The organism is Polynucleobacter sp. HIN9 (assembly GCF_030297635.1).
Classification (GTDB): Bacteria; Pseudomonadota; Gammaproteobacteria; order Burkholderiales; family Burkholderiaceae; genus Polynucleobacter.
In genome coordinates this window covers 1,019,743-1,044,268 of sequence record NZ_AP028140.1, presented here as the reverse complement: position 1 = coordinate 1,044,268, position 24,526 = coordinate 1,019,743, and the positions used below count along the sequence as shown (strand labels likewise).

23 protein-coding genes, 1 tRNA gene, 1 other RNA gene, 1 pseudogene and 1 riboswitch are annotated in these 24,526 nt (G+C 51.6%); of the genes and pseudogenes, 12 read left to right on the top strand and 14 right to left on the bottom strand.

The window, feature by feature from the left end; all coding sequences use genetic code 11:
- The 10 genes from QUE62_RS05485 to QUE62_RS05440 all read right to left on the bottom strand — a co-directional run bounded on the left by QUE62_RS05485 (nt 1) and on the right by QUE62_RS05440 (nt 8,968).
- Entirely contained in the window at nt 1-930 is a 930-nt protein-coding gene (locus tag QUE62_RS05485) for a thiamine phosphate synthase (protein WP_286260996.1), read from the bottom strand.
- A gap of 9 nt (nt 931-939) precedes the next feature.
- Nucleotides 940-1,752 (bottom strand): thiazole synthase, encoded by an 813-nt coding sequence (locus QUE62_RS05480; protein WP_286226299.1) that lies wholly within the window; start codon nt 1,750-1,752, stop codon nt 940-942.
- Nucleotides 1,753-1,770: 18 nt separating this feature from the next.
- Complete coding sequence (gene thiS / locus QUE62_RS05475; RefSeq protein WP_458574784.1) at nt 1,771-1,971, bottom strand: sulfur carrier protein ThiS; 201 nt, start codon at nt 1,969-1,971, stop codon at nt 1,771-1,773.
- Entirely contained in the window at nt 1,968-3,083 is a 1,116-nt protein-coding gene (locus tag QUE62_RS05470) for an FAD-dependent oxidoreductase (RefSeq protein WP_286226298.1), read from the bottom strand. Before QUE62_RS05470 ends, thiS begins: the two co-directional genes overlap by 4 nt.
- An 8-nt stretch (nt 3,084-3,091) precedes the next feature.
- Nucleotides 3,092-4,993, bottom strand: coding sequence for a phosphomethylpyrimidine synthase ThiC (thiC, locus tag QUE62_RS05465; RefSeq protein WP_286223084.1), 1,902 nt, complete (start codon nt 4,991-4,993; stop codon nt 3,092-3,094).
- Nucleotides 4,994-5,034: 41 nt separating this feature from the next.
- A riboswitch (TPP riboswitch) is annotated at nt 5,035-5,131 on the bottom strand.
- Between the two features lie 48 nt (nt 5,132-5,179).
- A complete protein-coding gene (locus QUE62_RS05460) occupies nt 5,180-6,004 on the bottom strand; it encodes an NUDIX hydrolase (protein WP_286260995.1) in 825 nt (274 codons plus the stop codon).
- 235 nt (nt 6,005-6,239) lie between these two features.
- A tRNA-Arg gene (locus QUE62_RS05455) sits at nt 6,240-6,314 on the bottom strand.
- Between the two features lie 6 nt (nt 6,315-6,320).
- Entirely contained in the window at nt 6,321-6,479 is a 159-nt protein-coding gene (locus QUE62_RS05450) for a hypothetical protein (RefSeq protein WP_286223082.1), read from the bottom strand.
- Between the two features lie 51 nt (nt 6,480-6,530).
- Nucleotides 6,531-7,754, bottom strand: a complete 1,224-nt coding sequence (locus QUE62_RS05445) for an MFS transporter (RefSeq protein ID WP_458574819.1) — start codon at nt 7,752-7,754, stop codon at nt 6,531-6,533.
- The gene (locus QUE62_RS05440; protein WP_286262574.1) at nt 7,751-8,968 is read right to left on the bottom strand and encodes a CaiB/BaiF CoA transferase family protein; all 1,218 of its coding nucleotides are present in this window, start codon (nt 8,966-8,968) and stop codon (nt 7,751-7,753) included. The genes QUE62_RS05445 and QUE62_RS05440 overlap by 4 nt, the downstream gene beginning before the upstream one ends.
- Before the next feature lie 59 nt (nt 8,969-9,027).
- Here QUE62_RS05440 and QUE62_RS05435 point away from each other — a divergent pair, with 59 nt between their 5' ends.
- Genes QUE62_RS05435 through QUE62_RS05425 form a run of 3 tightly spaced genes read left to right on the top strand, consistent with a single transcriptional unit; the run spans nt 9,028 to nt 14,462 of the window.
- Nucleotides 9,028-11,016 (top strand): DNA topoisomerase IV subunit B, encoded by a 1,989-nt coding sequence (locus tag QUE62_RS05435; RefSeq protein WP_286223080.1) that lies wholly within the window; start codon nt 9,028-9,030, stop codon nt 11,014-11,016.
- A gap of 8 nt (nt 11,017-11,024) precedes the next feature.
- Nucleotides 11,025-13,388 (top strand): DNA topoisomerase IV subunit A, encoded by a 2,364-nt coding sequence (gene parC / locus QUE62_RS05430; protein WP_286260994.1) that lies wholly within the window; start codon nt 11,025-11,027, stop codon nt 13,386-13,388.
- Nucleotides 13,389-13,394: 6 nt separating this feature from the next.
- Nucleotides 13,395-14,462 (top strand): Rossmann-fold NAD(P)-binding domain-containing protein, encoded by a 1,068-nt coding sequence (locus QUE62_RS05425; RefSeq protein ID WP_286260993.1) that lies wholly within the window; start codon nt 13,395-13,397, stop codon nt 14,460-14,462.
- A gap of 6 nt (nt 14,463-14,468) precedes the next feature.
- Here QUE62_RS05425 and QUE62_RS05420 read toward each other — a convergent pair whose 3' ends face one another.
- Genes QUE62_RS05420 through QUE62_RS05410 form a run of 3 tightly spaced genes read right to left on the bottom strand, consistent with a single transcriptional unit; the run spans nt 14,469 to nt 16,291 of the window.
- Nucleotides 14,469-14,915: a hypothetical protein gene (locus QUE62_RS05420; RefSeq protein WP_286260992.1), complete on the bottom strand. Its 447-nt coding sequence runs from the start codon at nt 14,913-14,915 to the stop codon at nt 14,469-14,471.
- The gene (locus tag QUE62_RS05415; RefSeq protein WP_286260991.1) at nt 14,915-15,268 is read right to left on the bottom strand and encodes a DUF6152 family protein; all 354 of its coding nucleotides are present in this window, start codon (nt 15,266-15,268) and stop codon (nt 14,915-14,917) included. Before QUE62_RS05415 ends, QUE62_RS05420 begins: the two co-directional genes overlap by 1 nt.
- 45 nt (nt 15,269-15,313) lie before the next feature.
- Nucleotides 15,314-16,291, bottom strand: a complete 978-nt coding sequence (locus QUE62_RS05410; protein ID WP_286260990.1) for a helix-turn-helix transcriptional regulator — start codon at nt 16,289-16,291, stop codon at nt 15,314-15,316.
- A gap of 128 nt (nt 16,292-16,419) precedes the next feature.
- On the opposite strand from QUE62_RS05410, the gene QUE62_RS05405 reads away from it, so the two are divergent.
- On the top strand, nt 16,420-16,902 hold the full coding sequence (locus tag QUE62_RS05405) for a TlpA family protein disulfide reductase (RefSeq protein WP_286226287.1): 483 nt from the start codon (nt 16,420-16,422) through the stop codon (nt 16,900-16,902).
- Between the two features lie 313 nt (nt 16,903-17,215).
- Here QUE62_RS05405 and ffs read toward each other — a convergent pair.
- Nucleotides 17,216-17,313, bottom strand: an RNA gene (ffs, locus tag QUE62_RS05400) — signal recognition particle sRNA small type.
- 33 nt (nt 17,314-17,346) lie between these two features.
- Between ffs and dnaX the strand changes: the two genes are divergently transcribed.
- From dnaX to rlmD, 8 genes and pseudogenes are all read left to right on the top strand, one after another.
- Nucleotides 17,347-19,011: a DNA polymerase III subunit gamma/tau gene (gene dnaX, locus QUE62_RS05395; protein ID WP_286260989.1), complete on the top strand. Its 1,665-nt coding sequence runs from the start codon at nt 17,347-17,349 to the stop codon at nt 19,009-19,011.
- 23 nt (nt 19,012-19,034) lie between these two features.
- Nucleotides 19,035-19,358 carry a YbaB/EbfC family nucleoid-associated protein gene (locus QUE62_RS05390; RefSeq protein WP_286224883.1) on the top strand — a complete coding sequence of 108 codons (324 nt, stop codon included), beginning with the start codon at nt 19,035-19,037 and terminating at the stop codon, nt 19,356-19,358.
- Nucleotides 19,359-19,364: 6 nt separating this feature from the next.
- Nucleotides 19,365-19,997, top strand: a complete 633-nt coding sequence (gene recR, locus QUE62_RS05385) for a recombination mediator RecR (RefSeq protein WP_286260988.1) — start codon at nt 19,365-19,367, stop codon at nt 19,995-19,997.
- Nucleotides 19,998-20,017: 20 nt separating this feature from the next.
- Nucleotides 20,018-20,803, top strand: coding sequence for a 5'/3'-nucleotidase SurE (surE, locus tag QUE62_RS05380; protein WP_286223070.1), 786 nt, complete (start codon nt 20,018-20,020; stop codon nt 20,801-20,803).
- A gap of 26 nt (nt 20,804-20,829) precedes the next feature.
- Nucleotides 20,830-21,453: pseudogene (locus QUE62_RS05375) on the top strand (protein-L-isoaspartate(D-aspartate) O-methyltransferase); the annotation flags it as partial.
- The gene (locus tag QUE62_RS05370; RefSeq protein ID WP_286260987.1) at nt 21,450-22,283 is read left to right on the top strand and encodes a peptidoglycan DD-metalloendopeptidase family protein; all 834 of its coding nucleotides are present in this window, start codon (nt 21,450-21,452) and stop codon (nt 22,281-22,283) included. The pseudogene QUE62_RS05375 and the gene QUE62_RS05370, both read left to right, overlap by 4 nt.
- Nucleotides 22,284-22,309: 26 nt before the next feature.
- Complete coding sequence (locus QUE62_RS05365) at nt 22,310-23,122, top strand: 3'-5' exonuclease (protein WP_286224740.1); 813 nt, start codon at nt 22,310-22,312, stop codon at nt 23,120-23,122.
- 35 nt (nt 23,123-23,157) lie between these two features.
- Nucleotides 23,158-24,516, top strand: coding sequence for a 23S rRNA (uracil(1939)-C(5))-methyltransferase RlmD (gene rlmD, locus QUE62_RS05360; protein ID WP_286260986.1), 1,359 nt, complete (start codon nt 23,158-23,160; stop codon nt 24,514-24,516).
- Nucleotides 24,517-24,526: the final 10 nt, after the last annotated feature.

Here is a 24,526-nt window from a genome sequence, read left to right as displayed (position 1 = left end):
TTAGTTGGTTTTCATGAGCTCTTGTAAGCGCTTGACCGCCGCTTTGGGATCATCGCTGGCCACAATCGCGCGTACTACTGCGACCGATCCCACACCACTTTGTGCCACCGCATGAATACTGCCCTCGTCAATGCCGCCGATGGCGACAAGCGGGTAGTGCTGCATGAGCTTGGCATAGGCATATAAGCGACCTAAGCCTTGAGGTGCGGTGGGCATCTTCTTTAGATTGGTCGGGAACACCGCACCCATGGCAATGTAGCTTGGGCAATAGCGATCCGCAATTACCAACTCAGCGTAGCCATGGGTACTCAGCCCCAAACGCAGGCCTGCCTCACGAATCGCATCCAAATTGGCGCTTACTAAATCCTCCTGACCTAAGTGCACTCCATAGGCGCCAGCTGCAATCGCTTCTTCCCAATGGTCATTGATAAATAAGAGGGTCTTGCTACCTTTAACTGCCGCAACCGCCTCACGGATTTGTGTGCGTATTTGGGTTACATCATCGGATTTAAATCGCAACTGTGCGGTAGGTAGCTCAGCATCGACCATGCGCTTAATCCAATCCGCATCCGGGAACACCCCATAAAGACCCAAACGCTTGGGACACTCTTTAAAGGCTTTTGGATTCGAATTGCGCGAGTAGGGCAACATCTCAAAATACTCTGGGCGTGAGGGCCAGAGCTTGGGATTAAAGTCACCTACGTCTTTAATCATACGTGACCATGCTTTGCCTAACACGCGTGCATCGCTCTCAATAAAACCCATCTCAATTGCCGCAATCGTACCTGCGAGTTCGTATTGATCTTGGCTGGTCTCGGTCTTAATGGTTGGCAGTGGTTGATCGGGACTAAAGCTTGGCAAGGGTAAGCACAACTCATGATGGCAATGCGCTGCCACAATTTGCTTCGCCATCTCCCGAATATGACTCACACTAGATTCCTATTCGTGATGCCAAAACGGAGTGCCTACCAATGGGGTACTCGCCTGCGCTGAATCCTGGGGTTGCATCGCCCCCGATAAAAATGCCTGACGACCTGCATGAACGGCGCTGGCAAAGGCTTGAGCCATCGCAACAGGATCTTGGGCAAGTGCTACGGCCGTATTCAGTAGCACACCATCAAAGCCCCATTCCATCACCGTACAGGCATGGGACGGTAGACCTAAGCCCGCATCGACAAGTAAGGGAACCGACAAGCGCTCGCGCAGCAAGCGCATCGCATAAGGATTAAGCGGCCCTTGACCGGTGCCAATCGGTGCAGCCCAGGGCATGACCGCTTGGCAACCAACATCGACTAAGCGCTGACACAAAATGAGATCCTCGGTGCAATAGGGCAGAACCTTGAACCCATCTTTGATGAGATGCTCGGCGGTTTGCACCAGGCGCAAGGTATCCGGTTGCAGGGTGTAATCATCTCCAATCAGTTCTAACTTAATCCAGTTGGTCTCAAACACCTCACGCGCCATCTGCGCGGTGGTAATTACCTCTTGTGGGCTGTGGCAACCAGCGGTATTCGGTAATACCGGTACTGCCATTTTCTTGAGGAGCTCCCAAAAGCCACTGTGCGCTTCGGTTGCAGCGGAGCCCTGACGTCGCAAGCTTGCTGTAATCATCGCTGGGCGTGCACGTTGCACGGCGGTCTCTAGTACCTGAGGCGAGGGATAGCGTGAGGTACCCAATAGTAAGCGACTCGCAAATGACTCCCCATACAGAATGAGGGGATCGTTGAGGTGGGTTGGTAAAGGAGCGGTCATGGTGCGTATATGGATAGTTTAACCACCGGTCACCGGTGAAATAATTTCAATGGAGTCGTTGTCATGCAATACATACTCCGCATGCTGTGATTTGGGAACGAACTGCAAATTAACCGCCACGGCATACGGTGGCTTGGCATCGAGCACTGTTAAGAGATCGCTAACCTTGCTCGCAGGGGGAAGCTCATGGACCTGTTGGTTGACGAGCACGCGCATCATACGAGGGATCCACTCAAGCTAGCTTGCTGGATTTTCAAATCAAAGCGCTTGGCAAGCGTTTGGTTCTCACCACGTAGAAGTTGTATTGCTGCATCCATCATTGCTGGCGCAATTAAATAACCATGGCGATAGAGCCCATTGATTTGCATGAGCCCAGGTTCAGGGATGCATATCTCCGGCAAATTATTTTTAAGCGTTGGACGACATTGCGTAGCCGCTTCCACAATCCGTGCCTCGGCAAAGCCGGAGTGCACCGAGTAGGCCGCTGAGAGTAATTCCATGGAAGAGCGCACGCTCACGGGCGAGAGGTCATCGGATTCAATTTCAGTGGCCCCAATTACATAGAGATCATTCTCTTTGGGTGCAATGTAGATGGGATAGCGGGGGTGGATTAGACGCGTAGGGCGCTTGAGCTTGACCTCTGGGGCATGCACCCGAATCACTTCCCCCCGAACCCCACGCAGGGGATTGCGGGTATCGGCCCAACTGGCTTTGGCACCTAAGCCACGGCAGTCAATCACCCAGTCAAAGCCATGTCCACGCAGCTCATGGGGCTCCATCGCACGATGCCAATGCATGGGCACTTGTGCTTTCGTTAAGAACTCAAGTAAGCCAGTTAAGAGTTGACGATTATCGAGCTGGCCCTCGCGAGGCAAAAAGAGACCTTGGGTAAAGCGCTCCGCTAGGGCAGGCTCAAGCTCGGTGAGTGCCTTGCTATCAAGATGCCAGGGTGTCGCCAGAGCTGGGTTCATGCGCACATTACGCTCAAGATGTTCAGCAAAGCGTTGCGCCTCGGGTGCATCAAGACGATGCCACAGAACGAGGGTGCCGTCTTGCTGAAAGTAGGTCTGTTGCGATACTTGCGCGTTCAACTCCGTAATGAGCTGCTTCCAGCGATCAAGCCCATACAGCCCCATGCGCACCACCGGTGCTTCGGTAATCGCTGATTCGGCAAGAGGGGCTAACATCGAAGCGGCAACCCGTGCAGCGGAGTGCTCTGCATCGGGGCCACTGCGCTCAAACAGTTCCACCTTTGAGCCCGATTTGGTGAGGGCATACGCCATCATCCGACCCATGAGGCCGGCACCAACGATGGCGTATGACATACTCATTTCAAGACCTACTGATAGATCTCACTGCCGCGTTTGCGGAACTCGATGGATTTCTCTTCCATACCCTTGGCAGGATCAACACCTTCTTTGAGGCTCGCGGCGTAATCACGCACATCTTGGGTGATCTTCATGGAGCAGAACTTGGGACCGCACATTGAACAGAAGTGCGCAATCTTGGCACCCTCGGCTGGTAGGGTGGCATCGTGGTACTCACGCGCACGCTCGGGATCCAAGCCTAGATTGAACTGATCTTCCCAGCGGAACTCAAAACGTGCTTTGGAGAGGGCGTTATCGCGCAATTGCGCACCCGGAAAGCCCTTCGCAAGGTCAGCGCCATGGGCAGCGATCTTGTAGGTAATGATGCCCTCGCGCACGTCCTCTTTATCGGGAAGACCCAAATGTTCTTTGGGAGTTACATAGCACAGCATCGCCGTGCCGTACCAACCAATCTGCGCAGCGCCCACACCACTGGTGATGTGATCGTAGCCAGGAGCAATATCAGTAATCAAGGGTCCTAGGGTGTAGAAGGGGGCCTCAAGGCAATGCTTGAGTTCTTCGGTCATGTTCTCTTCAATGCGTTGCATTGGAACGTGACCAGGGCCTTCAATCATCACTTGTACATCGTGTTTCCAGGCCTTAGCGGTAAGTTCACCTAAGGTATGCAACTCACCAAACTGAGCAGCGTCATTGGAGTCCGCGATGCAACCTGGACGCAAACCATCGCCAAGACTAAATGACACGTCATAGGCTTTCATGATCTCGCAGATCTCATCAAAGTGGGTGTAGAGGAAGTTCTCTTTGTGATGCGCTAAGCACCACTTGGCCATGATCGAGCCACCGCGGGAGACGATGCCGGTAATGCGATCGGCAGTGAGTGGTACATAACGCAGCAATACGCCTGCATGGATCGTAAAGTAATCCACGCCTTGCTCGGCTTGCTCCACCAAGGTGTCACGGAACATTTCCCAGGTGAGGTCTTCGGCAATTCCACCGGTCTTATCGAGTGCTTGATAAATCGGTACCGTACCAATTGGCACTGGCGAGTTCCGAATAATCCACTCGCGCGTTTCATGAATATGCTTACCGGTGGAGAGATCCATGATGGTGTCGGCACCCCAACGGATCGCCCAGACCATTTTCTCGACCTCTTCATTAATCGAGGAGGTCACGGCGGAGTTACCCAAATTGCCATTAATCTTCACACGGAAGTTGCGGCCAATGATCATGGGCTCCAACTCTGGGTGATTAATATTGGCGGGGATAATGGCACGGCCTGCGGCAATCTCCGAGCGTACAAACTCCGGAGTAATCACATCCGGAATATTCGCACCAAAGGATTTGCCAGGATGCTGCTTGAGGATCTGTTGGTAGCGTGGATCTTGGCGAAGTTTCTCAAGGCCCATGGACTCGCGCAGAGCGACGTATTCCATTTCAGGGGTGATGATGCCTTTGCGGGCGTAATGCATTTGACTGACGTTCGCACCGGACTTGGCAACCCGAGGCGCAGCAATGTGTGAGAAGCGCAAATGCGCGGTGGCTGGATCGTGTGCGCGGGCCACACCGTATTCGGAGGAGGGGCCAGCGAGTTGCTCGGTATCACCGCGCTCACCAATCCATTGACTACGTAATTTGGGTAGACCTTTTTCTAAATTGATGACGATATCGGGATCGCTGTAAGGACCTGAGGTGTCATACACCGGAATCGGCGGATTAGGGGTCTCGGTTTCACCAGTTTTAGTCGGTAACTGCTCAATCACCCGAATCGGCGCCTTCACATCAGGACGCGATCCTTGCAAATAGGTTTTGGTGGAAGCAGGATAGGCAAACTTTTGCCCAAAGTCACGCTCCAAACTCTTCAGACTGGGGATCTCAGGTTTGGCCTTCTTTTGATTCTCGGTGCTAACGCTCATGTCCATCTCCTCGCAATATTCATAGAGTGGACGAAACCGGGTGCCGGTTTGATGGAACTCCCCACGCCAGCATTACCTGGATCGGGTTCGAGGGTCTTTCTCAGCACCACCGCAGTGGGGGCACCCCTGTTTCATCCTTGTGACCCTATTTAACCACGAATCCCCCAAGCCCATCCTTGAGCTTCATCAAGCCATCCGGTTGCGGCGCAATATCAAATCGGCAGTGACCAGGGCCGCATCGGTCGTGAACTCATCCGCGAGGATGCGGGCGGCAGCCTCCGCGAGATCCAGTTGGATAAAGCCACTGACCTCGCCATCGTGGTTGACGGGGATTAGATGATTAGGGAGCTCAAGATCAAAGATGAAGAGGCTTTCATGGTGGATCCCATGCGGTGGGTGAGGGCGGCTAATGAGTAGCTTGCCTGCTGGAGTAATGGCACTGGCGATCGGCTCGGGAATGCCTGCTTCTTCCCAAAGCTCCCGAATCGCGCAATGCACCACGGTCTCGGAGGCGCTAATGCCCCCAGCGGCGAGGTTATCGAGTTTGCCGGGATCAATTTGCTTACTCTCGCTGCGCCGTCCTACCCAGAGTTGGCCATTGGCGCTTACGCCATTGATGTGCGCCGCCTGACTTTGTACCCCAAGACTACGAAACGCCGCGCGCTCAACCCGAAAGTACTCATGACCATCAGCGCCATAGAATGCAAACTCTTCATTGCGCCACGCAGGGATCAAGCCAGCGTCACGCATCCTCATCGCCAAGACGCGCAAACTGGCACTGAGGTGGGCAGGAGGAACTGCTGCCAAAGACAAACCACGCGCACTGACATTCAGATGGGCAATTGGCTCGCGTTGCAAACTCTCGATCACGAAGGGGGTGAATTCAGGGACGAGGTGACCAACAGTGCGCTCACCCAACAGAATCGGCAGGCACGCGTGTGGTAGATGACAACTCGCGTTTTGCAACATTTCTTCGAGAGCGGCGAGTGTGCTTACAGGAATTGTTGACATGAATCAAGTGTAAGCGAACTATGTCGACCATGCTCAATTTTTGAGCATGCCAGCTCACTCGTTTAAAAATCAGCACTTAGGAAAATTTTTATCGATTTGTCCACATACGCTGTGGATAACTTCATCACCAATTGATCGTGCATGAATTAAAAAGCGTAACAAATAAAGGACATGTTCACATCAAACAAGATTAGTAGTTTTCCTAATTCAACAATCAATGCGTTATGAATAAATTTGGTCCCCCTGCCAGGAGTCGAACCTGGATCTATCGCTTAGGAGGCGATTGCACTATCCATTGTGCTACAGCGGGAGTGGATTACCAGCCACACAGGGCCCATGCTTGCTCAGCTAAACCAATCACAACTTCTGGAATGAAGTAGAGCGCAAAGACCAGCATCAGAAGAATCACAACAACTGCATAGAGAGCAATCTTCTTTCTGGTCAGAGTTGAAGTCATTGATGCGGATTGGCTCATGAATGCATTCTACCGAAAGCAAGTGGCCATCGCTACAGAAACTCTACCGCCTCACGCGCTTGCTGGGCGCTGTAAGGGTTCCTCGCGGATCGGTAAATTAATCAGACCGGCAAAGACCCCGAGGGCCATGGCAATGCCCCATACGATTTGATAAGAGCCGGTGAGATCGTAGAGGTAGCCACCAAAGTAGGCACCACAAAAGCTCCCTAATTGATGGGAGAAGAACACCACCCCCGAGAGCATGGTGAGGTACTTGACCCCAAAAATCTGAGCGACGATCGCATTCGTGAGCGGAATGGTCGAGAGCCAAAGTACCCCCATCACGGCAGCAAATACATAGGTGCTCATCGAGGAGAGGGGCAGTAATAAAAAGAGGGCAATCGCTAGCGAGCGTGTGAAGTAAATACCCGAGAGTAAAAATCGTTTAGGAAAGCGTTCACCCAAGACCCCAGCATAGTAGGTGCCAATCACATTAAATAAACCAATCAAGGCCAAGGCGGTGGTTGCCACAGTCGCACCGTTGATGCCCGGATAAATCGCTGACATGTCCTTGAGATAGGGTGCGAGGTGAACCGTAATAAAGACCACCTGAAAGCCGCACACAAAGTAACCCATCATCAAGAAACGAAAGTTGCGATTACCAATTGCCTCATTAAGAGCCTGTCGGATGGTTTGATCACCGGCTTGATTAGGCTCAAAACCGGTCTCGCGTAAGAAAAATGCAATGGGGATCATGAGTGAGGCCATAAGCCCTAAATAGATGAGTGCTTCGTTGGCTCCAAAGTTGCTAATCAAGCCTTGCTCAAGCGGCATCATCAAAAACTGACCGAAGGAGCCTGCCGCTGCCGTAACACCCATCGCCCAGACGCGTTTTTGAGGCGATACATTGCGACCAATAATGCCGTACACCACACTGTAGGTTGTCGCCGCTAGACCAATACCAATCGATAGACCGCCCGCCAAATGAAATAACAAGGGATCATTGGTGAGTGCCATCCCTATCAGACCCACGGCATATAAGAATCCACCCAGAATCATGATCTTGAATGGTCCATAGCGATCGGCAAGCGCACCAGCGACGGGTTGTGCAAATCCCCAAATGAGGTTCTGGAGTGCAATCGCTAATGCAAAGGTCTCACGGCCCCAACCGTTGGCGGAGGTAATGGGCATATTAAAGAGACCAAAGCCATGACGAATGCCCATGGAGAGGGTGACCATTAGGCTGCCAAAGATCAGCACTTGAAGCATCGATAGGCTGGGCGCGCGCTGGGTCACACAATGCCTTTCTGATGCAACTCGCTAATTTGCTCTTCACTCATACCCAGGTCGCGTAAGACCTCATCGGTGTGTTGTCCCAACAGCGGCGGTGGCATGCGCACCTCCACCGGGGTTTTGGAGAGACGCATCGGACTCGCAACCAATTTCATGGTGCCGGCGGTTGGGTGGGGCACGCGCATCTCAATGCCACGCGAGATGACTTGCTCGTTCTCAAACACCTCTTGCAAATTATTAATGGGCCCGCAAGGCACACCTGCCGTCTCCAATAAAGAAATCCACTGCGCCTTGGTCTTCTCCTTCACCATCTCGGCTAACAGTGGGATTAATGCAGCGCGGTGCTCAATGCGCGCTGGGTTTGTTGCAAAGCGCACGTCGTCAGCAAGAGCCTCGCGATTGCCGACCTTCACGAAGTTACGAAACTGGCTATCGTTACCGACCGCCACAATAATCCAGCTATCGCTGGTCTGAAAGGTTTGATAAGGCACCACATTAGGGTGAGCATTGCCCCAGCGATGCGGCGAGATCCCGCTGCATAAATAATTACTGGAGATATTGGCAAGCATTGCTACTTGAGTATCGAGGAGAGCCATATCAATGTATTGACCCTCACCAGTGCGATCGCGATGAATCACCGCCGCAAGGATGGCGGAGCTGGCATACATCCCTGTAAATAAATCCACGATCGCAACCCCAGCCTTTTGAGGACCACCACCGGGTAAATGATCCGCTTCACCGGTAATGCTCATAAAGCCACCCATGCCTTGCAAGATAAAGTCATAGCCAGGGCGATGTTGATAGGGACCGGTTTGACCAAAGCCAGTGATCGAGCAATAAATGAGATTGGGCTTGATCGCACATAAGGATTGATAGTCAAGACCGTACTTCGCTAGCTGACCCACCTTGTAGTTCTCGATCACCACATCGGAGGTCTTGACCAAATCACGCACAATCGCTTGACCCTCAGAGGTACTGATATCGAGCGTGATGGATTTCTTATTACGATTAATCGAGATGTAATACGCTGACTCGGTGGTGTCCTGACCATTTGGGTCTTTAGCAAAGGGAGGGCCCCAATGGCGGGTATCGTCACCTGCGCCCGGGCGCTCCACTTTAATCACCTGAGCACCCAAATCAGCTAAGTTTTGAGCACACCACGGACCCGCTAATACCCGGCTCAGATCTAATACGCGAATATGACTTAAAGCTCCCATAGGCTTATTTTCCCATGCTTTTGTCACACGCCTTTGGGATATGACTACAATTTCTGCGCATGGCAACCCGTAAACCATCCCAATACAGCGAATCCTCCATCAAAGTCTTAAAGGGCTTGGAGCCAGTGCGTCAGCGCCCGGGTATGTACACCCGCACCGATAATCCCCTGCATATCATTCAGGAGGTCTTAGATAACGCCTCAGACGAAGCACTCGGTGGTTACGGTAAAGAAGTGGTCGTGACCTTACACACCGACGGTAGTGTGAGTGTGGAAGACGATGGCCGCGGCATTCCAGTGGGTATGCATCCCCAAGAGAAAAAACCCGTCGTTGAAATCGTCTTTACCCAATTGCATGCCGGTGGCAAGTTTGAGAAGGGTAGTGGCGGTGCTTATGCATTCTCAGGTGGCTTGCATGGAGTCGGTGTCTCAGTGACAAACGCTCTGGCTAAACGCTTAGAGGTGACCGTGTGGCGTGAGCAACAGGTCTCCAACATCACCTTTGCTGATGGTGATGTGATCGAGAAACTTAAATCCAAAGCAGCAACCAAAGGCGATAAAGCGCATGGCACCAAAGTGCGCGTTTGGCCGAATCCAAAATACTTTGATAGTGCCACCATTCCCATGGCTGATCTCGAGCGCCTCTTGCGCTCCAAGGCAGTGTTATTGCCGGGCGTCAAGGTCACGCTCGTGCACGAGAAAAACGGTCAAAGCCAATCCTGGCTCTACACCCAAGGACTAAAAGGTTACCTCGATGAAGCCTTGGCACAAGGTGGCCATAGTGCCCCAGTGATTCCTGCATTTGAGGGTGAGCATTACGCCAGTGGCGCAGGCGATGAAGAAGCCTTTGCCGAAGGTGAGGGTGCCGCTTGGGTCGTGAGTTGGACCGAAGAGGGGGCACCGGTGCGCGAGAGTTATGTGAACCTCATCCCAACCCCAGCGGGTGGTACGCATGAGAGTGGTTTGCGCGAAGGACTCTTTAATGCGGTCAAAAGTTTTGTTGAGATCCATGCCTTGCAACCCAAGGGAGTGAAGCTCATGCCTGAGGACGTATTTGCCAGGGCCTCATTTATTTTGTCTGCCAAAGTGTTGGATCCCCAGTTCCAAGGACAGATTAAAGAGCGCCTGAACTCCCGCGATGCCGTACGCTTGGTCTCTGGCTTTGTGAAATCCGCTCTTGAGCTGTGGCTTAACCAGCACGTCGATTACGGCAAAGCACTTGCAGAGCTCGTCATTAAACAAGCACAAGCGCGCACCCGCGCTGGGCAAAAGGTGGAAAAGAAAAAATCTTCGGGTGTCGCGGTACTGCCTGGCAAGCTCACCGATTGCGAGAGTGAAGACATTCTTTTAAATGAGATCTTCTTAGTGGAGGGCGACTCCGCCGGTGGTTCTGCCAAGATGGGGCGCAATAAAGAATATCAAGCGATTTTGCCTTTGCGGGGCAAGGTCCTCAATACTTGGGAGACCGAGCGCGATCGGCTCTTTGCTAATAACGAAGTACACGATATCGCAGTAGCGATTGGAGTTGATCCCCACGGGCCTAATGATGAACCCAACTTGGGGAACTTACGCTACGGCAAGATTTGCATACTGTCGGATGCCGATGTGGATGGCTCGCATATTCAGGTGCTGCTGCTCACACTCTTTTATAAGCATTTCCCACGCTTGGTCGAGAACGGTCATGTGTATATTGCGCGACCACCACTGTATCGCGTTGATGCACCTGCGCGCGGCAAGAAGCCCGCACAGAAGATCTACGCACTCGATGAGGGCGAACTAACTGCCATTGAAGATAAGCTGCGCAAAGACGGTGTGCGCGAGGGCGCCTGGCAAATCTCGCGCTTTAAGGGCTTAGGTGAGATGAGTGCTGAGCAACTGTGGGATACCACCTTGAATCCAGATACTCGTCGTCTCTTACCAGTGACCTTGGGCGAGATGAGTGAGAGCGAAACGATTAAGACCATGGACATGTTGATGGGCAAAGCAGAATCTGGCGCGCGCCGTGATTGGTTAGAAGAGCGCGGTAATGAAGTAGAAGCCGACATTTAGGACACAGCATGGCGACTAAAAATAAGAAAGCAACTCCTGAGCAGGGGGATCTCTTTACTCAAGAGCGGCCCAAAGCAAATACGGCTAACCCAGAGGAGTTCTTATCCTTAGGCATCTACGCTGAGCGTGCGTACCTTGATTATGCGATTAGTGTGGTCAAAGGGCGGGCATTACCCGAAGTCGCCGATGGACAAAAGCCAGTACAACGTCGTATTTTGTTTGCGATGAACGAGATGGGCTTGCGTGCCGATGCGAAGCCAGTTAAGAGTGCGCGCGTGGTCGGCGATGTCTTGGGTAAGTTCCATCCCCATGGTGATCAATCGGCCTACGATGCCCTGGTGCGCTTGGCACAGGATTTCTCCTTACGCTACCCATTAATTGATGGCCAAGGCAACTTTGGCTCGCGCGATGGTGATGGGGCTGCGGCGATGCGCTACACCGAAGCACGCTTGACTAAGATTGCGAGCCTGCTGCTCTCTGAGATTGATGAGGGTACGATTGATTTTGTTCCCAACTACGATGGTTCGTTTAAAGAACCTAAATTACTCCCAGCACGTCTGCCATTTGTCTTGCTCAATGGCGCCTCTGGCATTGCCGTGGGTATGGCGACCGAGATTCCATCGCATAACTTAAGGGAGGTGGCAAGTGCTGCAGTAGCGCTCATGAAGTCTCCCAAAACCAGTTTGGACGATTTACTCAAACACATTCCAGGCCCGGATTTTCCAGGAGGTGGACAAATTATCTCGCCGGCTAGTGAGATCGCCCAGATCTATGAGGGTGGGCGTGGCTCGGTCAAGGTGCGCGCACGCTGGACCATTGAAGAACTCGCACGTGGGCAATGGCAAGTGGTGGTTAATGAGTTACCACCCGCGACCTCAGCGCAACGCGTCTTGCAAGAGATCGAGGAGCTCACCAATCCCAAGGTGAAGCTGGGCAAGAAATCACTGACCACCGAGCAAAACAATCTCAAGCAAACCATTTTGAATGTCTTAGATAGCGTGCGCGATGAATCGAGCCGTGAGTCCCCGGTACGTTTGGTGTTCGAGCCAAAGAGTAAGAATGTGGAACCGAATGAGTTCATCACCTTACTACTTGCGCATACCTCACTCGAGTCCAATGCCTCAATTAATTTGGTGATGATCGGCAATGACGGCCGACCCCGTCAAAAGGGATTAAAAGAGATCCTCACCGAGTGGATTGAGTTTCGCGTGCAGACCGTCACTCGCCGTACCCAGCATCGCTTGGGGAAGGTCAAAGACCGGATGCATATCTTGGAAGGGCGCAAGATTGTCTTTCTAAACATTGATAAGGTCATTAAGCTGATTCGCAATAGCGATGAGCCAAAACCCGATTTGATGAAGGCCTTTAAGCTCACCGAGCGTCAGGCCGAAGATATCTTAGAGATTCGTTTGCGCCAGCTGGCACGCTTGGAGGGGATCAAGATTGAGCAGGAGCTTAAAGAGCTCAAAGGGCAAAAGGCAGAGCTTGATGAGTTACTCAGTAACGAGTCGGCATTGCGCAAACACATCATCAAAGAAATTGAGAGTGATGCTAAAGAGTTTGGTGATGCGCGTCGCACCCTCATGAAAGAAGATGAGCGTGCGGTAGCCGAGGTGAAGGTGATTGATGAGCCGGTGACCGTGATCGTATCCCAAAAGGGATGGGTGCGAGTCCGTCAGGGGCACGAGCATGATCCCCAACAGTTCACCTTCAAAGCCGGTGATGCGCTCTACGATACCTTTGAGTGCCGCACTGTCGATCAAATGCTTGGCTTTGGTAGTGACGGTCGAGTCTATACGGTTGCCGTGAGTGAGTTGCCCGGCGCACGAGGCGATGGCTCACCACTTACGAGCTATGTCAATCTCGCGCCAGGCTCACAAATGGTTGCTTACTACGCAGGTCACGCAGATGATCTGGTGTTGATCTCCACCAAAGGCGGTAATGGATTCTTGGCGAATGTGGCAGACATGATCACTCGCAATAAAGCGGGTAAATCCTTTGTGGGTCTGGATAAGAAAACCCCTGGTGATGCACCTCTTGGTGCTGCGAAGGTGAGTGAGGGCATGCGCCAAGTTGCTTGCTTATCTGAGAACGGCCGACTCTTAGTGTTCCCACTGGATGAGCTCAAACGCTTACCGACTGGCGGCAAGGGTGTGATCTTGATGGGACTGGATGCCAAAGAGCATTTGCGTTGCGCAATTACCTTTAGCTCAGCAGGGATAAGTTATAGCGGGTTAGGACGTGCTGGTAAACCCACTGATACACTGCTGGACGCTAAAACACTAAAGGGCTTCGCAGGCAATCGTGCCCGCAAAGGTCATTTAGTGGATCCGCGACTCAAAGAAGCACGATTAAAAGCAATTAATAACTAAGAAACCATGCCTTACAAAATCTTATTACTAGGAGCCTCATATGGCTCCCTCCTAGCATCTAAATTACTCTACGGCGGTCATCACATTCACTTGGTGTGTTTGCCCGAAGAGGCAAAGCTGATTAATGCCGAAGGGTTCAAAGTTCGTTTACCCATTCGAGGGCGTACTGAGCCAGTGCTGCTCAACTCACAACAATTACCAGGCTCGGTTAGTGCTGGACCTGCAGAAACAGTCGACGTGAGCCAATATGATTTGGTGGGGCTGTGTATGCAAGAGCCTCAATATCGCTCACCCGGTGTACGTGAGTTGATGGCAGCCATCGGTCGTTCTGGAATACCGTGTATGTCGATTATGAACATGCCGCCATTGCCCTACATGAAGCGTATTCCTGGACTGGATTATGAGGCGCTAGAGGCTGCTTACACCGATGCACGTGTATGGGATAGCTTTGATCCGAACAACGTTACATTAAATAGCCCCGACCCTCAGGCGATCCGTCCGCCAGGCGAACCAGCCAATGTTCTGCAGGTGACCTTACCAACGAACTTCAAATGCGCCACCTTTAACAATGACGCGTATAACCAAATCTTGCGTCAGCTGGAAACCGATGTAGCCAATGCCCGATTTGCAACGCCAGAGGGACCGATTGAGCTACCCGTGAAATTGAAGGTTCATGACTCACTATTTGTGCCCTTAGCGAAGTGGGCGATGTTATTGGCTGGTAACTATCGATGTGTAACTGCTGATGGTATGCGCAATACTCAGGACGCCGTTCACGCCAACCTTGATGAATCACGCTCGGTCTATAACTTTGTGGTCGATTTGTGTATCAAATTAGGTTCCAACCCAGCCGACTTGGTTCCCTTCGAGAAGTATGCCGCTGCAGCCCAGTCACTCTCAAGGCCTGCATCTGCAGCGCGTGCTTTGCAGAATGGCGCCCCTTACATTGAGCGCGCTGATAAGTTAGTGCAACTCATTGCCAGATCAAAGGGCATGAGTCATCCGGCAATTGATGCTCAGGTAGCGCTTGTGGATCGCCGTCTCGAGGCGAATCGTCAGAAGCTCTCGACCTAGTAGGTTCTAGATATAAGCCAACCAACGTCCCATCCCAATCACACTCGCCCAACCGGTGAGTGAGAGAAGGGCTTGGGCTTTACTCACCCCATTGGTGATGGTGCGCATGCGCAGAATCATGGCATTGGCGAGCAACAAGAAGATGAGGCACATCTTCAGAATAAATAAGCGTGAACCAATGAGCTCAGAGGCTTGAGTAACAAACATCAGTGATCCAGTGAGAACCGCTAGGCCAAACCCGATGAAGGCCACTAAGATCCCCAAGCGAGATAGGTCTGACAGATTGAGTTTGTTACCAAATCCCAAGACTCGTAAATCCATGATCACCACACTTCCAAAGAGCATGCCAATGCCCCAGATGTGCATAGTCTCAACCGTGGGATAGAGCCAACTCGAGTGCTTCATGGCCTGGGCTAGCCATAAGCCCTCCAAGGCCATGATAGGACTACTCATTAACGCAGTTCAACCGTTTTTGTGCCAGCAGTGATGCGCTCAGCACGCAGTTCATCGGGTTGGCTGCGATTGATATAGCCCTCAACCGTGACTTGCGAACCGTTGGCAATATCACTCTTGCTCAAGCCCCGGTTTTCCATTCGAAAGGGTGGAGCAAGCACAATCGTCCACGACTTACCATCGGCACTTAATTTAATTACTCCATGCGGATGCTCATAACCACTTTGAGTAATCGTGCCAGTGAGCTTCACGGTCTTGGTCTGATCATATTCAGACCAGCCGTGATGGGCATGAGCAAGACCAAGATTGAATAATAAGCAGCTCAGAATGATTCGTTTAATGATTGTGATCATATTCACCTCGTTCGGTTAATTGATTGTATGGTGAGATGGCGCGCATCACAATGACTGATAGCGCTTGGCAGCCTTTAGAAGCTCCTCGGCAACGCGTTTGCGCAAACTAGTAGGTGCCAGCACCTCAACACCATCCCCATGCTTCATGATCTCCATCACAAGCTCGGGATCTTGGTTGTAATCAAATTCAAGGAGGTAATTACCTTCTTTATCAAAGCTGCTCACCTGTTGACCGTGCCAGGTCTCTGCGGCAACCCAGCGGGCTTTCTCTGGGGTAAAGCGTAATTTGGCACGTTGCGTCGCTTTGCCAGAGAAGATGCCATAACTTTCAGCAAAGTTTTCTTGTAATTCTTTTTCAGAGACATCGATGGCTTTTTCATCCAAAACATGCGCTGTTTGAATGCCATCCATGGCAAAACTACGCAGGCCTTTGCGGAGATGGCAATACGCATCGAGGTACCAGTTATCTCGATAGAAAATTAAGCGCTGCGGTGATACATCACGCTCGGTTGATTCATCCTTACCCTTGGAGTAATAGGACAGGTGTAAGCGCTGGCGTTTTAGGAGTGAGATACCGACTTCTTCAAAGTTCTCGAGCACATTCTTGCGGGCTGACACACCAAAGACCTTAATGCGTTTACGTAACTCTTTTGCAGAGATCTCAGACTGACCCAAGATACCATCAATGATGTTCATGAGGGGGGCAATATGAGGGCTTAGTAAGCCATTGGTATCTAGATTGGATAAGAGGTGTTGCATGAGAACAAGGGCAGTCGCCTCTTTTTCTGAGAACCACAAGCCGGGTAACTCAAACTTATCGCCAGCATTGGGCTTATCAAAGCGATAACCGCCCATGGCGCGGTCGTAGACAATTGGTGCGTTCATACGATCACGCAGATAGTCAAGATCGCGTTTGAAGGTTGCGCGCGAGATTTCTAAGCCACTTAAAAAATCCTCAATCGGCACGCAGCCCCGACTCTGGATCATGTACTTAATCTTGTGCAAGCGCTCCATATCGCTCATTGGCAATCTCCCATAACAAAACAGGTAACAGCATGGGCCATAAAAGGCTCACTATATGAGCCAGATCAAGGTAAGTCAATGAAGCGAAACCAATACCAGCCCCCAAGCACTTCAGTTAGGATTAGGGTATGAAAATCATCAGACTTCTATTCGTGTGCCTTATGCTCATCCCGGGCATGGTTCTGGCACTGACAGTTGGCCAAACCATTGAGTTGGGGCAACTGCAAACACTCAACAGCACTCCGTATGTCATACCGGCTAACAACACCAAGAACACCTTAATCCAGGTTTGGGCCACCTGGTGCCCATTTTGTAAGAAGCAAAATGCTTATTTAGAAAAACTCTACAAAGAGCTGCCGCCTAATTCACTCAATGTCATCACCATCTCCATTGATAAGAACCCATTACTTGCCAAGCAATACATGGAAAACAATAAGTACACATTCCCGGCAGCCATGATGACCCCAGAACTGCAAAAATCAATGGGGAAGGTCAAAGGCATACCAATTCTTATCATTTTGGATAAGAACAACAAAGTGATCTACCGTGAAATCGGGGAGATATTTCCTGAAGAGTATGCAGACCTTAAGCGCTTTGCAAAAGTTCAATAATTAATCAAGTAATACATACGTACTACTTCCGTTGTGATTACAAACGTTTAGGCCCAACCTTCTTCACAAACCAAATGCATACAAATAATCTAGTGATTATTAAATCCCAAAGGTTAGGTATTCAAAATGGTGTTTTTAATCGAACTTACTCACAATCGAGCCAAAATATTCCGTATTGAGTTTGGCTCTCGCTTGCTCATGGCAATCACAATCCTAGGAATTGCCTATTTGACCTTCAAAAGTTTACTTGGGATATTTCTAGGATTATTTAGCAAATAGCTAAACGATCGATTCATTTGCATCACTAGGAAATAAGGACGAGCCCGACCCTCGGCACTGATAGTATTTGGGTATGGCTGCTTCGTTCCCGACCTGACCAGGTTGCCAAGCCACCATGCGAGGAGGCCCGTCCATTCTTATTGTAGCCTTGTTAGAATTGAGCCCATGACTGCACTTGCATTGGCTCGTAAATGGCGCCCCAAAACCTTCACTGAACTGGTGGGTCAGGATCACGTAGTGAAAGCCTTAACCCATGCCTTAGATCAAGGCCGCTTACACCACGCATGGTTATTCACGGGCACCCGTGGAGTCGGCAAGACCACCATCTCTCGCATTATGGCTAAAGCCCTCAATTGCACCGGAGTAGATGGCAAAGGGCAAATGACCTCAGAACCTTGTGGCCAATGCCAAGCCTGTACCGAGATTGATGCTGGACGCTTTGTTGATTACATTGAGATGGATGCGGCGAGTAATCGTGGTGTGGATGAGATGGTCTCATTATTAGAGAAAGCCGGTTATGCACCCAGCAGTGCTCGCTTTAAGGTCTACATGATCGACGAGGTGCATATGCTCTCCACGCATGCCTTTAATGCCATGCTCAAGACCTTGGAAGAGCCACCGCCGCATGTGAAGTTCATCTTGGCAACCACCGATCCCCAAAAGGTACCGGTCACCGTACTCTCTCGCTGCTTGCAGTTCAATCTTAAGCAAATGCCAGTCCCTTTGATCGTAGAGCACTTGCGGCAGATTCTGGGTTCGGAGTCAGTGACTGCTGAACCGAATGCCTTGCGTGTGATTGCAAAAGCCGCCCAGGGATCCATGCGCGATGCACTATCGCTTACCGACCAAGCAATTGCCTATGCAGCAGGACCGGTCACAGAGGCCGCAGTCCGCACCATGTTGGGCACGATTGACGAGACCTATCTCATCAAGATCTTAGATGCTCTACAGAATAAAGATGGCAAAACTCTAAACGACATTGCGGAAGAGATGGGTCTGCGCAGTATGTCCTTCTCCTTAGCGCTCCAAGATCTCGCCAGTCTCTTACACAAAATAGCCACAGCCCAGATCGTGCCTGACTCCGTATTGGAGGATTGGCCAGAAGCGAATGAGATTCGGAGGCTTGCTAAAGCGTTTGCCCCCGAAGAAACCCAACTCTTTTATCAGATCGCTATTACCAGCCGGGCCGATTTGTCATTGGCTCCCGACGAGCAAGCTGGATTTGCGATGGCGCTTCTACGAATGTTAGCCTTCAAACCCGGTGGCAGTGGTAGTACTTCAGTAACAGCGAACAGCATACCCAAGCCTGCTACGCAAGCTACTCCTAAATCAACCGCTCCTGCAAACAAGTCAGTAGAAGCAAAGCCGGTTGCAAAGACTGTTGCGAGTACTGTTACAAATACTGCAGCCGAAACCGCCACCCATACGCCGAACCTTAATAGTGAGATCAAACCCGATTGGCATGCGATGGTACGTAATTTGCCATTGCGAGGACTCTTGCAACAACTGGCTCACCAAACTGAACTGGTGGAGTGGCGCGACACCCCAACGACACTCTTTATTACTCTGACGACCGCAATGCCCCAACTGGCGACTGATGATGCGTTAGCCCGTTTTGGGGAGACCCTCCGGGCGCAGTACGGTAAACCTGTGAAGCTGCAATTGGGTGAGGGTAAGGCTAATCACACGATCGCTAAAGTAGATGCCCAAATTTACGAAGAGAAAAAACTCAATGCCGAAGAGCAAATTGCTGAAGACCCATTCCTAAAAGAGCTGGAGCGTGAGTTCGGAGCCAAAGTGGTCTCGGGCTCAGTTCGTCCCATTAATTAATTTCAAAAGCGGAGAAGCACACCATGATGAAAGGTCAAATTGCGGGTTTAATGAAGCAAGCCCAGCAAATGCAAGAGAAGATGAAGCGCGCCCAAGAGGAGCTCAATGCCTTGGAACTCACGGGCCAAGCCGCTGGCGGCATGGTGAAGGTCACGATTAGCGGCAAGTATGAGATGAAGCGGGTGCAAATTGATCCGGCAGCAATGGATGATCGCGAGATGCTCGAAGATTTGGTGGTCACTGCGTACACCGATGCATTCAAGCAGGCTGAAGCCGCTAGCCAAGCTCTCATGTCGGGCGCGACCGCTGGGATGCCCATGCCCCCCGGATTTAAGTTACCGTTCTAAAGTCGGATGAGTCGGACCAAATCACCAAACGAGCCTCAAGACGCACTTAGTCGTTTGGTGGAGGCCCTGCGGGTCTTGCCTGGCGTTGGCCCCAAATCAGCGCAACGCATGGCGTATTTCTTATTGCAACATGATCGCAATGGCGCAGCGGTCTTAGCCCAGTCATTGGGTGAGGCAGTCGAATCGATTGGGCATTGTCAGCGTTGCAATACCTTTACTGAACTCGAGCTTTGTACGACCTGCAGCGATTCACGTCGTGACCCCGCCTTGTTGTGCGTGGTGGAGACCCCGGCAGACCAAGTGATGGTTGAGCAAACCATGAGCTTTAAGGGTCAGTACTTCGTTCTGATGGGGCGTATCTCACCACTGGATGGCATGGGCCCCAATGAGATTCATTTTGATCGCTTACTTGATCGGATTGAGAAACCAGAGTTTGGTGGACCCGTACGTGAAGTGGTGCTGGCTACCAACTTCACGAGCGAGGGTGAGGCCACCGCGCATTACATTGGCGAGGTCTTAAAGATCAAAGGCATCAAAGCAACCCGCATTGCCCGCGGCATTCCGGTGGGTGGCGAGTTGGAGTATGTGGATGCTGGCACCTTAGCACGCGCCTTACTCGATCGCCGCTCCATCAGCTAAAACAATCAACGAAAGCATCTATGAGTAAAGTCCCACACATCTTAGTGAGTAATGACGATGGCTATTTAGCTCCTGGCTTACTCGCTTTGGTTAATGCACTACGCCCCTTAGGGAAGCTAACGATTGTGGCACCGGAGCAAAACCACAGTGGCGCATCGAACTCGCTCACGCTCTCACGACCCTTGAGTATTCATCGGGTCGCCGGTGGTGAGCGCGATGGATTTCTATTTGTAAATGGCACGCCCACCGACTGTGTGCACATGGCCATGACCGGATTTTTGGAGAGTAAACCTGATTTGGTGGTCTCAGGAATTAATCAAGGCGAGAACATGGGCGAGGATGTCCTGTACTCAGGTACCGTTGCCGCTGCGATTGAAGGTGTGATGTTTGGGGTGCCAGGCATTGCGTTCTCACAAGTGGACCGTGGTTGGGCTCAAATTGAGGATGCTGCAAAGGCAGCGCGTGACATCGTGACCCAGGCTCTGCAAGAACCCATGGAGCGGGTCGATGGCATAGCCACCTTACTAAACGTCAATATTCCCAATGGCCATTATGAGCAGCTCAAACGCTGGCGGGTGACGCGCTTAGGAACACGCCATCACTCGCAACCCGTGATCGTGCAACAAAATCCTCGTGGTGAGAACATTTATTGGATTGGTCCCGCAGGCGAAGCGCGTGATATCTCCCCCGGGACGGATTTTCATGCGATCAATGAAGGATGTATCTCAATTACGCCGATGCAACTCGATCTCACGCACCATGCGCGCCAAGCGAGTATGCGTGCTTCTGGCTGGGACCGCGGATGAAAGCGGCCGAGCGCTTTGCCGGGCATCGCCAAGACCTCGCACGCAAGGTGCATGAGGCCGGGGTGAAGAACCCACAGGTCTTACAAGCCATAGCCACCGTACCGCGCCACTCATTTGTGGATGCTGGATTGCACGCGCAAGCCTATGAAGACTCGGCATTACCGATTGGTCATCAGCAAACCATCTCGAAGCCCTCGGTGGTGGCACGCATGATTGAGCTCTTGCACAAGAACAAACAACCCTTGGGGAAGGTGCTAGAGATTGGTACGGGATGTGGCTACCAAGCAGCGGTGCTGAGTTTGTTAGCGCAAGAGGTCTACTCGATTGAGCGAGTTCGTGCTTTGCATGATCTGGCTCGCACCAAATTACGACCCTTTCGTATCGCCAATTTGCGCCTCATCTATGGCGACGGAATCCGCGGGCTAGCGCAAGCAGCACCTTTTGACGGAATCATCCTGGCAGCGGCGGGGTTGGGGGTGCCCGACCCCTTATTGGATCAACTGGCGATTGGCGGACGCTTAATTGCCCCGGTCTCTAAAAGCGAGACCGAGCAACAACTCTTACTCATTGAGCGGGTGAGCTCCCACCGCTATCAAAGGACCGCACTTGATGAGGTCTTTTTTGTGCCCTTACAATCAGGGGTGATATGAACCCATTGCATGCCAGCCCACAATCCCGATACGCGATTCGCGTCGGCCAGACCGCACTAGTGGCAGTTGTCGCTTTTGGGCTTGCAGCATGCTCAACACCACCCAGAACCAAGCCAGCCACCATTACGGATCGCAGTGCACCGGTAGCCAGCGCACCTGTTCAAGAGCCAGTTCCTCCGGGGTTCTATCGGGTTAAGCGCGGCGATACCTTAATTCGGATTGCGCTCGATAACGGGCAGTCTTATCGCGATATTGCCGCTTGGAACAACATCACCGACCCTAATTTGATTGAGGTTGATCAGGTCTTGCGGGTGAAGCCACCGCCAAGCACTGCTCGGGTAACAACCAAGCCTATTGAGCCGATCAAACCCGCTGATAGTAAAGCGCCTGCCGATAGCAAAGTGGCTGCTAAGAAAGTGGAAGAGAAAGAGGTAGTAGTTGCTGAGCCCAAAGCGAATGCAATTGATCCACCCATTAAGCTCTCATGGCCTGCAAAGGGCAAAGTGGTTGAAGAGTTCAACGAAGCCAAGAACAAGGGTATTGATATTGCCGGCAAGATGGGTGAGCCCATTCAAGCGGCAGCTGATGGCAAAGTCGTCTATGCCGGTAACAGTCTGCGAGGGTATGGCAACCTGGTCATCGTCAAACATGACAACACCTATCTCACGGCCTATGCCCATAACCGCACCCTTTTAGTGAAAGAGGGTGAGAACGTGCGCAAGGGCCAACGGATTGCTGAGATGGGCGACTCCGATGCCAATATGGTGAAGTTGCACTTTGAGGTGCGTATGAACGGTAAGCCCGTTAACCCAATGCAATATTTGCAATAACTGTAATCACCCGTTTGGCTAAATCGATCCCCAGCGTACTGGTATTTGATATTGAGACCGTTCCGGATGTTGCGGGTCTTCGGGTACTCAATGCCTATCCAGACTCGATGAGCGATGCTGAGGTCGCAAAGGCCGCGATGGATGAACGTGCCGCCCAAACTGGCCATGAGTTTTTACCCCTTTACCTGCAAAAGATCATTGCGATCTCGTGCGTGATCCGCAGAACCACCAAAGAGGGCTTACCGCAATTTAAGGTTGGGAGTCTCGGAACCGCAGCCGATGATGAGAAAACTCTCGTACAAGCTTTTTATGAACTCATTGAAAAATACACCCCCCAGTTGGTGTCGTGGAATGGAAGCGGCTTTGATCTACCGGTCTTGCACTACCGGGCGCTGTTAAACCAAGTGGCCGCACCGCGCTATTGGGAGATGGGTGAGAGCATGGATAGCGATAGTAAAGACTTTAAGTGGAACAACTACATTAACCGCTATCACATGCGTCACATTGATCTCATGGATGTTCTAGCCAAACACAATGCCCGTGCCAACGCACCGCTCGATGCGCTAGCGAAGCTGTGTGGCTTTCCTGGAAAACTGGGGATGGATGGCTCGCAAGTATGGCCTGCCTATCAACGCGGAGAGATTGAACAAATCCGACAGTATTGCGAGACCGATGTGGTGAACACCTATTTGGTCTACTGCCGCTTTCAACAGATGCGTGGGGGCTTTACTGCCGATGAGTACGACGAAGAAATCGTCTACGTGAAGCAGCAACTCGAGCAGGATGCCAAGCAAGGCAAAGCCCCTTGGGCCGAGTACTTAGCCGGCTTTAGTTACTAGCACCCATCAAGGTCAGAATGAGTACGGAAGCACGGATGCCAAAAGCATCTCCGATCGTCACGATTGACTCTTTGGATCTCGATGCACAAGGCGTTGCGCGGCAATCGAATGAAGAGGGCGGTAAAGTACTCTTTATTCGGGGAGCATTGCCGACCGAGCGCGTGACCTACACCATCACGCGGGAGAAAGCGCGCTTTGCCAAAGCCAAACTTCATGAGCTGATTAAACCCGCGGTCTATCGCACCACCCCCCGTTGTAACTATTTTGGGACCTGCGGAGGATGCAGCATGCAGCATCTAGATTTTGCTGCGCAGATTGCGATCAAGCAACGGGTTTTAGAGGATGATTTGTGGCACATCGGACGGATTAAGCCTCAAGAGATCTTGCGACCGATTGCAGGACCCGCTTGGCACTATCGCCATCGAGGACGTTTAAGTGTGATCGATCGCTCGATCAAGAAGGGCACAATCTTGGTGGGTTTTCATGAACACAACAGTAGTTATGTGGCAGACATGCTCACCTGCGAAGTCATCCCCAAACGCATCTCCGATCTTTTGGTGCCGATGCGGGAACTGGTGGGCTCACTGAGTATTCGGGATCGCGTACCGCAAATCGAGTTTGCCGTTGGAGAAGACGCAAACCAACCGGGCGTCACTCAAATTGCCTTAGTGATTCGTCACTTGTTGCCGCTGACCCCCGCCGATCTCAAGAATATGGAGTCATTTGCCAAACATCATCAAGTTGGTATTTGGTTACAGCCCCAAGGGCCTGAGAGCGCCAAACCGTTTTATCCCACTGAGCAGTCCCTGAGCTATACCTTGCCAGAGTTCGGGGTCACCTTGCCGTTTCTGCCGACAGACTTCACCCAAGTTAATCATGCAGTTAATCAAGTGCTCATCAGTAAAGCCATTGCATTACTGGATATCCAGGCGAGTGATCGTGTGATCGATCTCTTCTGTGGCATTGGGAACTTCACACTGCCCATTGCAACCCTAGCCATGGAAGTGCTTGGCATTGAGGGTAGTAAGACCCTAACTCAGCGTGCCTTGCAAAATGCTCGGCATAACCAACTCGATCACAAAACCCAATTTAGTCAGAGCAATCTCTTTGAGATCACGGCCACTGATCTCAATGTCTGGGGCAGGGCCGATAAATGGCTGATTGACCCACCGCGAGAGGGTGCTATGGAGATTTGCAAGGCGATGCAGGATTTACCAACAACAGCGCTACCGAAACGCATTGTCTATGTGTCATGCAATCCCAAAACACTGGCACGTGATGCAGCGATTCTGACGCACGAACTCAATTACACCCTGAGTAAAGCAGGGATCATCAATATGTTCCCTCACACCTCGCACATTGAATCGATTGCGGTGTTTGATCGACTGGGATAAAAGTTAGGTA

What these genes read in the sequence shown, in the direction of transcription:
- QUE62_RS05480 (WP_286226299.1), bottom strand. Translation starts at nt 1,752, where the DNA reads ATGACCGCTCCTTTACCAACCCACCTCAACGATCCCCTCATTCTGTAT.
- QUE62_RS05415 (WP_286260991.1), bottom strand. Translation starts at nt 15,268, where the DNA reads ATGATCACAATCATTAAACGAATCATTCTGAGCTGCTTATTATTCAAT.
- dnaX (WP_286260989.1), top strand. Translation starts at nt 17,347, where the DNA reads ATGACTGCACTTGCATTGGCTCGTAAATGGCGCCCCAAAACCTTCACT.
- QUE62_RS05460 (WP_286260995.1), bottom strand. Translation starts at nt 6,004, where the DNA reads ATGTCAACAATTCCTGTAAGCACACTCGCCGCTCTCGAAGAAATGTTG.
- parC (WP_286260994.1), top strand. Translation starts at nt 11,025, where the DNA reads ATGGCGACTAAAAATAAGAAAGCAACTCCTGAGCAGGGGGATCTCTTT.
- rlmD (WP_286260986.1), top strand. Translation starts at nt 23,158, where the DNA reads ATGCCAAAAGCATCTCCGATCGTCACGATTGACTCTTTGGATCTCGAT.
- surE (WP_286223070.1), top strand. Translation starts at nt 20,018, where the DNA reads ATGAGTAAAGTCCCACACATCTTAGTGAGTAATGACGATGGCTATTTA.
- QUE62_RS05435 (WP_286223080.1), top strand. Translation starts at nt 9,028, where the DNA reads ATGGCAACCCGTAAACCATCCCAATACAGCGAATCCTCCATCAAAGTC.
- QUE62_RS05440 (WP_286262574.1), bottom strand. Translation starts at nt 8,968, where the DNA reads ATGGGAGCTTTAAGTCATATTCGCGTATTAGATCTGAGCCGGGTATTA.
- thiC (WP_286223084.1), bottom strand. Translation starts at nt 4,993, where the DNA reads ATGAGCGTTAGCACCGAGAATCAAAAGAAGGCCAAACCTGAGATCCCC.
- QUE62_RS05390 (WP_286224883.1), top strand. Translation starts at nt 19,035, where the DNA reads ATGATGAAAGGTCAAATTGCGGGTTTAATGAAGCAAGCCCAGCAAATG.
- QUE62_RS05470 (WP_286226298.1), bottom strand. Translation starts at nt 3,083, where the DNA reads ATGAGTATGTCATACGCCATCGTTGGTGCCGGCCTCATGGGTCGGATG.
- QUE62_RS05370 (WP_286260987.1), top strand. Translation starts at nt 21,450, where the DNA reads ATGAACCCATTGCATGCCAGCCCACAATCCCGATACGCGATTCGCGTC.
- QUE62_RS05425 (WP_286260993.1), top strand. Translation starts at nt 13,395, where the DNA reads ATGCCTTACAAAATCTTATTACTAGGAGCCTCATATGGCTCCCTCCTA.
- QUE62_RS05450 (WP_286223082.1), bottom strand. Translation starts at nt 6,479, where the DNA reads ATGAGCCAATCCGCATCAATGACTTCAACTCTGACCAGAAAGAAGATT.
- recR (WP_286260988.1), top strand. Translation starts at nt 19,365, where the DNA reads ATGAGTCGGACCAAATCACCAAACGAGCCTCAAGACGCACTTAGTCGT.
- thiS (WP_458574784.1), bottom strand. Translation starts at nt 1,971, where the DNA reads ATGATGCGCGTGCTCGTCAACCAACAGGTCCATGAGCTTCCCCCTGCG.
- QUE62_RS05420 (WP_286260992.1), bottom strand. Translation starts at nt 14,915, where the DNA reads ATGAGTAGTCCTATCATGGCCTTGGAGGGCTTATGGCTAGCCCAGGCC.
- QUE62_RS05410 (WP_286260990.1), bottom strand. Translation starts at nt 16,291, where the DNA reads ATGAGCGATATGGAGCGCTTGCACAAGATTAAGTACATGATCCAGAGT.
- QUE62_RS05405 (WP_286226287.1), top strand. Translation starts at nt 16,420, where the DNA reads ATGAAAATCATCAGACTTCTATTCGTGTGCCTTATGCTCATCCCGGGC.